At 43.3% G+C, this 7104-nt stretch carries 8 protein-coding genes and 1 pseudogene; 7 read left to right on the forward strand and 2 right to left on the reverse strand.

The window, feature by feature from the left end:
* The first annotated feature begins 11 nt into the window (after nt 1–11).
* The 5 genes from V5804_RS06730 to V5804_RS06750 all read left to right on the forward strand — a co-directional run bounded on the left by V5804_RS06730 (nt 12) and on the right by V5804_RS06750 (nt 5538).
* Nucleotides 12–2336: a GH92 family glycosyl hydrolase gene (locus V5804_RS06730; RefSeq protein ID WP_369590612.1), complete on the forward strand. Its 2325-nt coding sequence runs from the start codon at nt 12–14 to the stop codon at nt 2334–2336.
* Nucleotides 2337–2583: 247 nt separating this feature from the next.
* A complete protein-coding gene (locus tag V5804_RS06735; RefSeq protein ID WP_369590613.1) occupies nt 2584–3759 on the forward strand; it encodes a molybdopterin molybdotransferase MoeA in 1176 nt (391 codons plus the stop codon).
* A 95-nt stretch (nt 3760–3854) separates the two neighbouring features.
* Nucleotides 3855–4802, forward strand: coding sequence for a GTP 3',8-cyclase MoaA (locus V5804_RS06740; RefSeq protein WP_369590614.1), 948 nt, complete (start codon nt 3855–3857; stop codon nt 4800–4802).
* A 27-nt stretch (nt 4803–4829) separates the two neighbouring features.
* On the forward strand, nt 4830–5063 hold the full coding sequence (locus V5804_RS06745; protein WP_369590615.1) for a MoaD/ThiS family protein: 234 nt from the start codon (nt 4830–4832) through the stop codon (nt 5061–5063).
* Nucleotides 5023–5538: a molybdenum cofactor biosynthesis protein MoaE gene (locus V5804_RS06750; RefSeq protein ID WP_369590616.1), complete on the forward strand. Its 516-nt coding sequence runs from the start codon at nt 5023–5025 to the stop codon at nt 5536–5538. The genes V5804_RS06745 and V5804_RS06750 overlap by 41 nt, the downstream gene beginning before the upstream one ends.
* Nucleotides 5539–5652: 114 nt before the next feature.
* Here the strand turns inward: V5804_RS06750 and V5804_RS06755 are convergent, their stop codons facing one another.
* Nucleotides 5653–5817, reverse strand: coding sequence for a hypothetical protein (locus tag V5804_RS06755; protein ID WP_369590617.1), 165 nt, complete (start codon nt 5815–5817; stop codon nt 5653–5655).
* Nucleotides 5818–5901: 84 nt separating this feature from the next.
* On the opposite strand from V5804_RS06755, the gene V5804_RS06760 reads away from it, so the two are divergent.
* On the forward strand, nt 5902–6204 hold the full coding sequence (locus V5804_RS06760; protein ID WP_369590618.1) for a SelT/SelW/SelH family protein: 303 nt from the start codon (nt 5902–5904) through the stop codon (nt 6202–6204).
* Nucleotides 6205–6289: 85 nt separating this feature from the next.
* On the opposite strand, the gene V5804_RS06765 is transcribed toward V5804_RS06760, so the two are convergent.
* Nucleotides 6290–6439: a lmo0937 family membrane protein gene (locus tag V5804_RS06765; RefSeq protein WP_369590619.1), complete on the reverse strand. Its 150-nt coding sequence runs from the start codon at nt 6437–6439 to the stop codon at nt 6290–6292.
* Between the two features lie 201 nt (nt 6440–6640).
* Between V5804_RS06765 and V5804_RS06770 the strand changes: the two are divergent.
* Nucleotides 6641–7104: pseudogene (locus V5804_RS06770) on the forward strand (IS982 family transposase); the annotation flags it as partial.

Genomic DNA, 7104 nt, shown 5'->3' on the forward strand with positions numbered 1-7104 from the left:
TACAATCTTTGATGAAGCGCAAATACCTAAATGCTTCTTTTACCAACCTAAAAATGATGAACAAAACCAAACACCTCAACCGCCACATCCTGTTCCTGCTTTTAACAGCCGCATTTCATCAGGTAGTGCAGGCGCAGCACATGCTTCTTTTACCGGCAAAAAATCAGCATGAACTGACGAAATATGTAGACCAGTATATCGGCACGGGTTTCCACGGGCATGTTTTTGTGGGCGCCAATGTGCCTTTTGGTGCGGTGCAGTTGGGTCCGGCCAACTTGTCGGAAGGCTGGGACTGGTGTTCGGGCTACCATATTTCTGATTCTACCATCGTTGGTTTTCAGCATACGCATTTAAGCGGAACGGGCATTGGCGACCTGGGCGATATTTCTTTGATGCCTACAACCGGCCCGGTCATCGTGCGAAAAGGCAATGTAAAAAACATGCAAAGTGGTTACGTTTCGCTGTTTAGCCATCGGGATGAAACTGTCCGTCCGGGTTACTATGCCGTAAAGCTGAAACGTTATAACATCGGTGTTAAACTAACTGCTACCGAACGTGTTGGCTTCCATGAATACACTTTCCCAAAAAGCAACGACGCCCATATTTTGATTGATCTGCAGGAAGGGATCGGCTGGGACAGGCCAGTTGAAACCTCAATCCAACAAGTCAATGCAACCACCATAACAGGCTACCGTTTTTCTACCGGCTGGGCCAAAGACCAGCGTATTTATTTTGCGGCCGTTTTCTCCAAACCCATCAAAAACTTCTCGGTTTACGATAGCTTGACAGCTAAAACCGGAACCGCATTGACCGGCAAAAAAGTAAAAGGCGTTTTAAGTTTTGTTACTGCAGAAGGTGAAAAAGTGCTGGTAAAAGTAGGCATCTCGCCGGTGAGTGTAGGGAATGCGATGATGAATATCCGGGCAGAAATCCCCGGCTGGAACTTTAACCAGGTTGTGGCAGAAGCCGACAGGAAATGGAACGAACAGCTTGAAAAAGTAACGATAAAAACAGCATCCGAAACCCAGAAAAAAGTTTTTTATACCGCGCTTTTTCACACCATGATTGCGCCTTCGATCTTTAATGATCATAACGGCGATTACTGGGGAACGGATAAAAAAGTACATCCAAAAGCAGCGTTCACCAACCTCACCACATTTTCTTTGTGGGATACGTACCGCGCCTTAAACCCGCTTTACACCCTGATCCAGCCCGAAAAAGTAAGCGACATAATCAACACCATGCTGGCCATTTACCAGCAGCAGGGCAAGTTGCCGGTTTGGCATTTGATGGGCAACGAAACCAACACGATGGTGGGCTACAGTGCTGTGCCGGTAGTTGCCGATGCTTATTTAAAAGGCTTTAAAGGTTTTGATGCAAACCTGGCTTTTGAAGCGGTAAAAGCAAGTGCGATGCGCAACGACCGCGGTTTAAAGTTTGTAAAAAAATTAGGTTTTATCCCGGCGGATAGCACGGCAGAATCGGTGGCAATGGGTTTGGAATACAGCATTGATGATTCGGGGATTGCAGCAATGGCCAGGAAAATGGGCAAAACCGAGGACGAACAATACTTCAGCAAGCGCGCACAAAATTACCACAACTACTTCGACCCAAAAACCCATTTTATGCGGGCCAGGTTGAATGAAAACCAGTTTCGCACGCCTTTCAGCCCGTTTGAATCGCGCCATGAAGTTGGGGATTATACCGAAGGAAACGCCTGGCAATACACCTGGCTGGTGCCGCAGGACGTAAAAGGCTTGATTGCTTTGCAAGGCGGCGAAAAGCCATTTACCCAAAAACTGGATTCGCTTTTTGTGGCGCAAGGCGATATGGGCAAAGAAAAATCACCGGATATTTCGGGTTTGATCGGGCAATATGCGCACGGAAACGAACCTTCGCACCACATCACTTATTTGTATGCTTACGCCGGCCAGCCTTGGAAAACAGCCGAAAAAGTCCGTTTCGTGATGCAAAATTTTTATACCGATAAACCCGATGGCATTATTGGCAATGAAGATGTTGGGCAGATGTCGGCCTGGTATGTTCTGTCGGCCATTGGTTTTTACCAGGTTGACCCGACAAGCGGTGTTTACGTTTTTGGCAGCCCGCTTTTTAACGAATCTACGTTGAAATTAGCGGCAGGAAAAACGCTGCACGTCATCGCCAAAAACAACAGCGCGCAAAATATCTATATCCAAAATGCTTCTTTTAACGGCAAAAAGTTTACGCACAGTTTCATCACTTACCAAGAACTGGCGCAAGGCGGGGATTTGGTTTTTGAAATGGGCAGCAAACCCAGTGCAAGCTGGGGAATAGCGATGGGCGACCGGCCGTAGGGTTTTGTTGAGATTGAAATTTTCTTCTGGCTTTCTTTTTAGTTGATGCTTCTTTTATCACCTAAAAAATGCCGGCCATTGTTTTTGATTTATTAATTTCAGAAAAGCACCAATTTTTGCCCGGTAAAAGAAGCATGGCATTTTTTATGTAAATTAAAACGGAACCCTAAAAGTTTAAACAGCTTCCAAAGGAGAAAAAGATAGGTTTTCTTTTTTAAATCAGAATTTCAATACAAAGTCAAAACCCATGTTAACATATAAAGAAGCCCAACAACTCATTGCCAACTTGGCCAAATCTTTCGGACAAGAAACTTTATCTTTAGATCAAGCTTTTGAAAGGGTTTTGGCCGAACCGATTTTTGCTGACCGCGATTATCCGCCTTTTAACCGCGCCACGATGGATGGTTACGCCATCAATTTTAAAGATTGGGAAAGCGGCACCAAAAATTATGCGGTAAAAGAAGTAGTGTTCGCCGGGCAGCGTTACCAGCAGGAAATTTCGTCGGGCGAGTGTTATAAAATCATGACTGGTGCTGCCGTTCCGCCAAATGCCAACGTGGTGATTCAGCGGGAAAAAGCGGTTGAGGCAAACGGACAAGTTTCTTTTGAAATCGAAAACCTCAAACCTTTTCTCAACATCGCCCGAAAAGGAGAAGATATTCAAGCTGAAACTTGCATCATTGATCAACACACAACTTGTTCTGCGGCCGTAATCGCGCTGCTGGCTTCGGTTGGAAAAGTGGAAGTTAAGGTGGAAAAACTGCCAAAAGTTGCGTTGTTTACCACCGGCGATGAAGTGGTAGAACCTGGCCAGCCGGTTTCTGATATCCAGATCCGCAACAGCAACCAATATTTGCTGAAAAGTTTGTTGCAGGAATGGCAGATCAAACCAACAATTTACAAGCACATTTCAGACAATAAAGAGCAACTGAAACAGGAAATCAGCGCAGCTTTAACTTCGGATATAATTATTTTATGCGGAGGCGTTTCTGCCGGTGATGCGGATTACGTTCCTGAAATTTTGGAAAGTTTAGGCGTGAAGAAACTGTTCCATAAAGTAAAAATCAAGCCCGGAAAGCCAATTTGGTGCGGAACTTTGCCTTCCGGCGGAATGGTTTTTGCTTTGCCTGGCAATCCGTTTTCCTGTCATGTTACCTTCAAATTATTTGTGGAACATTATTTAAAAGCCTGTTTTGGTTTGCCCGAAAAAGAATGGCCAATGCTTCTTTTATCGGCACAAAAACCGAAGAAAACGGAGTTTGACGAATTTGTACCGGGCATTGTAGATCAAGTAGTTACGCCAATTTTGTTCAACAGTTCCGGCGATGTTAAAGCGGCTTTAACGGCTAATGCGATTGCTATTCATCCTGCGGGAAAAGGAGATTTACAGGCGGGAGATTTGATTTCATTTCTTTCGGTTTAAAACAACAATTCGTTGTATATTTGTTAATATAACCACGGTGATAAAAGAATCAGGACCAGTTGGATGCTTCTTTTACCGGGTAAAAATCATTGAACGTGCTGAACGATCCATACGGAAGAAAATTTAAAACATTGCGGGTTAGCTTGTTAAACACTTGCAACCTCAATTGTTTTTACTGTACGATGGGTTCTGAAGAGGAAATCAACTACGATCATCGCCCGCAAAAACCGGCTGCTTTTTTTGCCCAACTCATTTCCCGCCTGCACCATCAGCTTGATCTGGAAACCATCCGTTTAACCGGCGGCGAACCTTTGCTTTACCGCGAACTTCCCGAATTGATCCGCAGTTTAAATGAGATCGGCATCCCAAAAATCAGCATGACGAGCAATGGTTATTTGTTGGCTCGCCAGGCTGCGGCTTTAAAAGCTGCCGGTTTGCAAGCCATTAATGTTTCTTTAGATGCGGTTGATGAGCTTTCTTTTTACAAAATGGCTAAACGGAAACACCTTGATCGCGTATTAAACGGGATCGAAACGGCGTTGGATTTAGGCATCGAAATAAAGCTGAACGCGGTGATTATGAAGGGAATGAACGAAGAGCAGGTTATTCCTTTGGTGGATTATGCTTTCGGTAAAAACATTCCGGTCCGTTTTTTGGAAGTGATGTCAATGGGGCATTTGCACCACGAATCTGATAAATATTTGTTCTCGCAACAGCAATTGCTGGATCAGGTTGCTACTAAATATAATTTTAAACGTTTGCCCCGAAAAGCTTCTGCCACAGCTAATTACTGGCAAACTGCTGATGGAAATACGTTCGGTATCATTGCCAACAACAGCGAGCCTTTTTGCTCGGATTGCAGCCGATTGCGGTTGGATGCCGAAGGAAATATGTACGGTTGTTTAAGTTCCAACCATCCGATTGCGTTGGATGCGGAAGACAGCGATTATTTGTTGCAGGAAAAATTGCAGCAAGCCATGAGCCAAAAGCAGTTGCACCATTTTATCGGCAGCGAACTGAGCATGTTGCAAATTGGCGGTTAATGCTTCTTTTATCACCTAAAAATCAATATGAACATAGAAGTTTTTGCTGTTTTGAAAGATTATTTCGATAAAGAATTTCAATTGCAAAGCAGCGCGAAAAATATTGCAGAATTAAAACAACAATTAGCGGCACAAAACCCGGAAGCAGCAAACGTGCTGGAACTTTGCCGGTTTGCTGTCCGCGATGAATTTGTTGACCAAAATTATCCCATCACTATCCATGATACCATCAGCATTATCCCGCCCAGCAGTGGCGGTTGACCTTAAGCTTTTATCCGCCGAACCTTTGGATTTGGTGGGATTGCTGTCGAAATCGCATCACCCGGAAGCCGGTGCCATCGTTTTGTTTAGCGGTGAAGTGCGCGACAACGACCCGCAAACGGACGTAGCTTATTTGGAATATGAAGCGCAGGAAGCCATGGCAACGAAATCAATACGGCAGATTTTGGAAGATGCCTGCCAGAAATGGCCTTTAAACATTGCATTGGCGCAACACAGAACAGGGAAAGTTGGCATTTCAGAATCGGCAGTGGTGGTAATTACCGCATCGCCGCACCGGGCAGAAGCTTATTCGGCCAACCGTTATATTATTGACCGCATTAAACACGAAGCGCCAATTTGGAAGTGCGAATATTTTAAGGATGGCACGAAGGAATGGGGCGGAAACTGTAACTGCCAAAAAATAACCGGCGATGCAAACAAGCATATTTACGAGTGGACGGAGGAGAAAAAGTAGTTATTTAGTTACCGATTGTGTGAGTTTGAAAAATATTTTCCCATACCAATTTTTCCGGGTCTAATTTTTTGTATCTGCCAGCTTTAATATCGGCGATGCCTTGTTCTATCGCTTCTATATTTTTAGGGTTGTTAAAAAAGAGCCTTCGCTGATGCGTTCCGTTTTCCGCAGTTCAAAAGTTTCCTTTTTTCCCCGCTGGATCACAATCCGTTCTTTTTCAGCCAGGTCTAAATATTTTTTTAAATTTCCCCTTAATTCACTCGGGCTAATTACGATCATAATTTGTTGTTGAAGTACGCCTTGATGTACAAATATACTTGTTTTTGTTTATGTAGATTTGAGCATCTTTTAGATTGAAACTAAATGGACAATACTTCTTTTACCGGCAAAAAACCAACTATCACTATTGAATATTGCCCGAAATGCCACTGGCTTTTGCGCGCCGCGTACATGGCGCAAGAGTTGTTGACGACATTTGAAGATGATTTGCACGGCGTTTTACTGCACCCAAGCGAAGTTGCCGGCCGTTATTCGATTTTTGTTGATGATAATTTGATTTTTGACCGTAAAAGAGAAGGCCGTTTCCCCGAAATTAAAGAGTTGAAGCAGTTGGTGCGCGACAAAGTGAACCCGAAAAAAAGTTTAGGGCATTCGGATAAAAAGTAAAAATAGAAGTTAGTTAAGCCAGTTCACAAAAAAACCGGCATAAAAGAAGCATCATACTTCTTTTATGCCGGTCAATATTCATTTTTTACGCCCTTCTGATCACACCCAGGATTAAAGCAATGACTGCGATTACCAGCAAAACGTGGATAATACCGCCAGATACGTGGAATGCAAATACGCCCAATGCCCAGCCAATAACCAGGATTACGGCAATGATGTACAATAATGATCTCATGATAAATTGATTTTATTGATAAAATGGTTTAAATAATTACCATCAGAAATAAGAAATACAGGAAAATGTTTGGCCTGCTTCTAAAAAAAGCGGACAAGAAACTTACACTTAATTTATTTAATTAACTCAAGTTGCGTGTTAAAAAGATAAAGAAGTAAGCATCAAAAGAAGGAACTTTGGTTTACCACAACTAAAGGACCCATGATGATGCTTACCAAGGATAAAATTATAGGAATATTTTGTTTTATAGATGATTTGTTGAAAACGGGCAATCATTACGAAGACAGCCGCAGGCAGGTAAGCGACAGTGAAATCATTACAACAGCAGTCGTTTCCTCATTATACTTCGGAGGACATCAGGATAAGGCAAGGCAGTTTATGAAGATGACAGGCATGATACCGGGAATGCTGGACAAAAGCCGTTTTAACCGCAGGTTACATGCGGTAGCTGAATTGATCTACAACTTATTCATGCAAGTTGGTTATTATTTCAAGTATGTCAGTTGTGAGATGAGCTATGTGCTGGATTCGTTTCCGGTTGCGGTGTGCGATAATATCCGGATCGCGAATTCTAAAATATTACAAGGCAAGCAGTGGCATGGCAGGCAGAGCAGCATGCGGCGTTACTTTTATGGGGTAAAAGTACAGTTGCTGGTTACCAAAGA

Source organism: Mucilaginibacter sp. (assembly GCF_041088075.1).
Taxonomy (GTDB): Bacteria; Bacteroidota; Bacteroidia; order Sphingobacteriales; family Sphingobacteriaceae; genus Mucilaginibacter_A.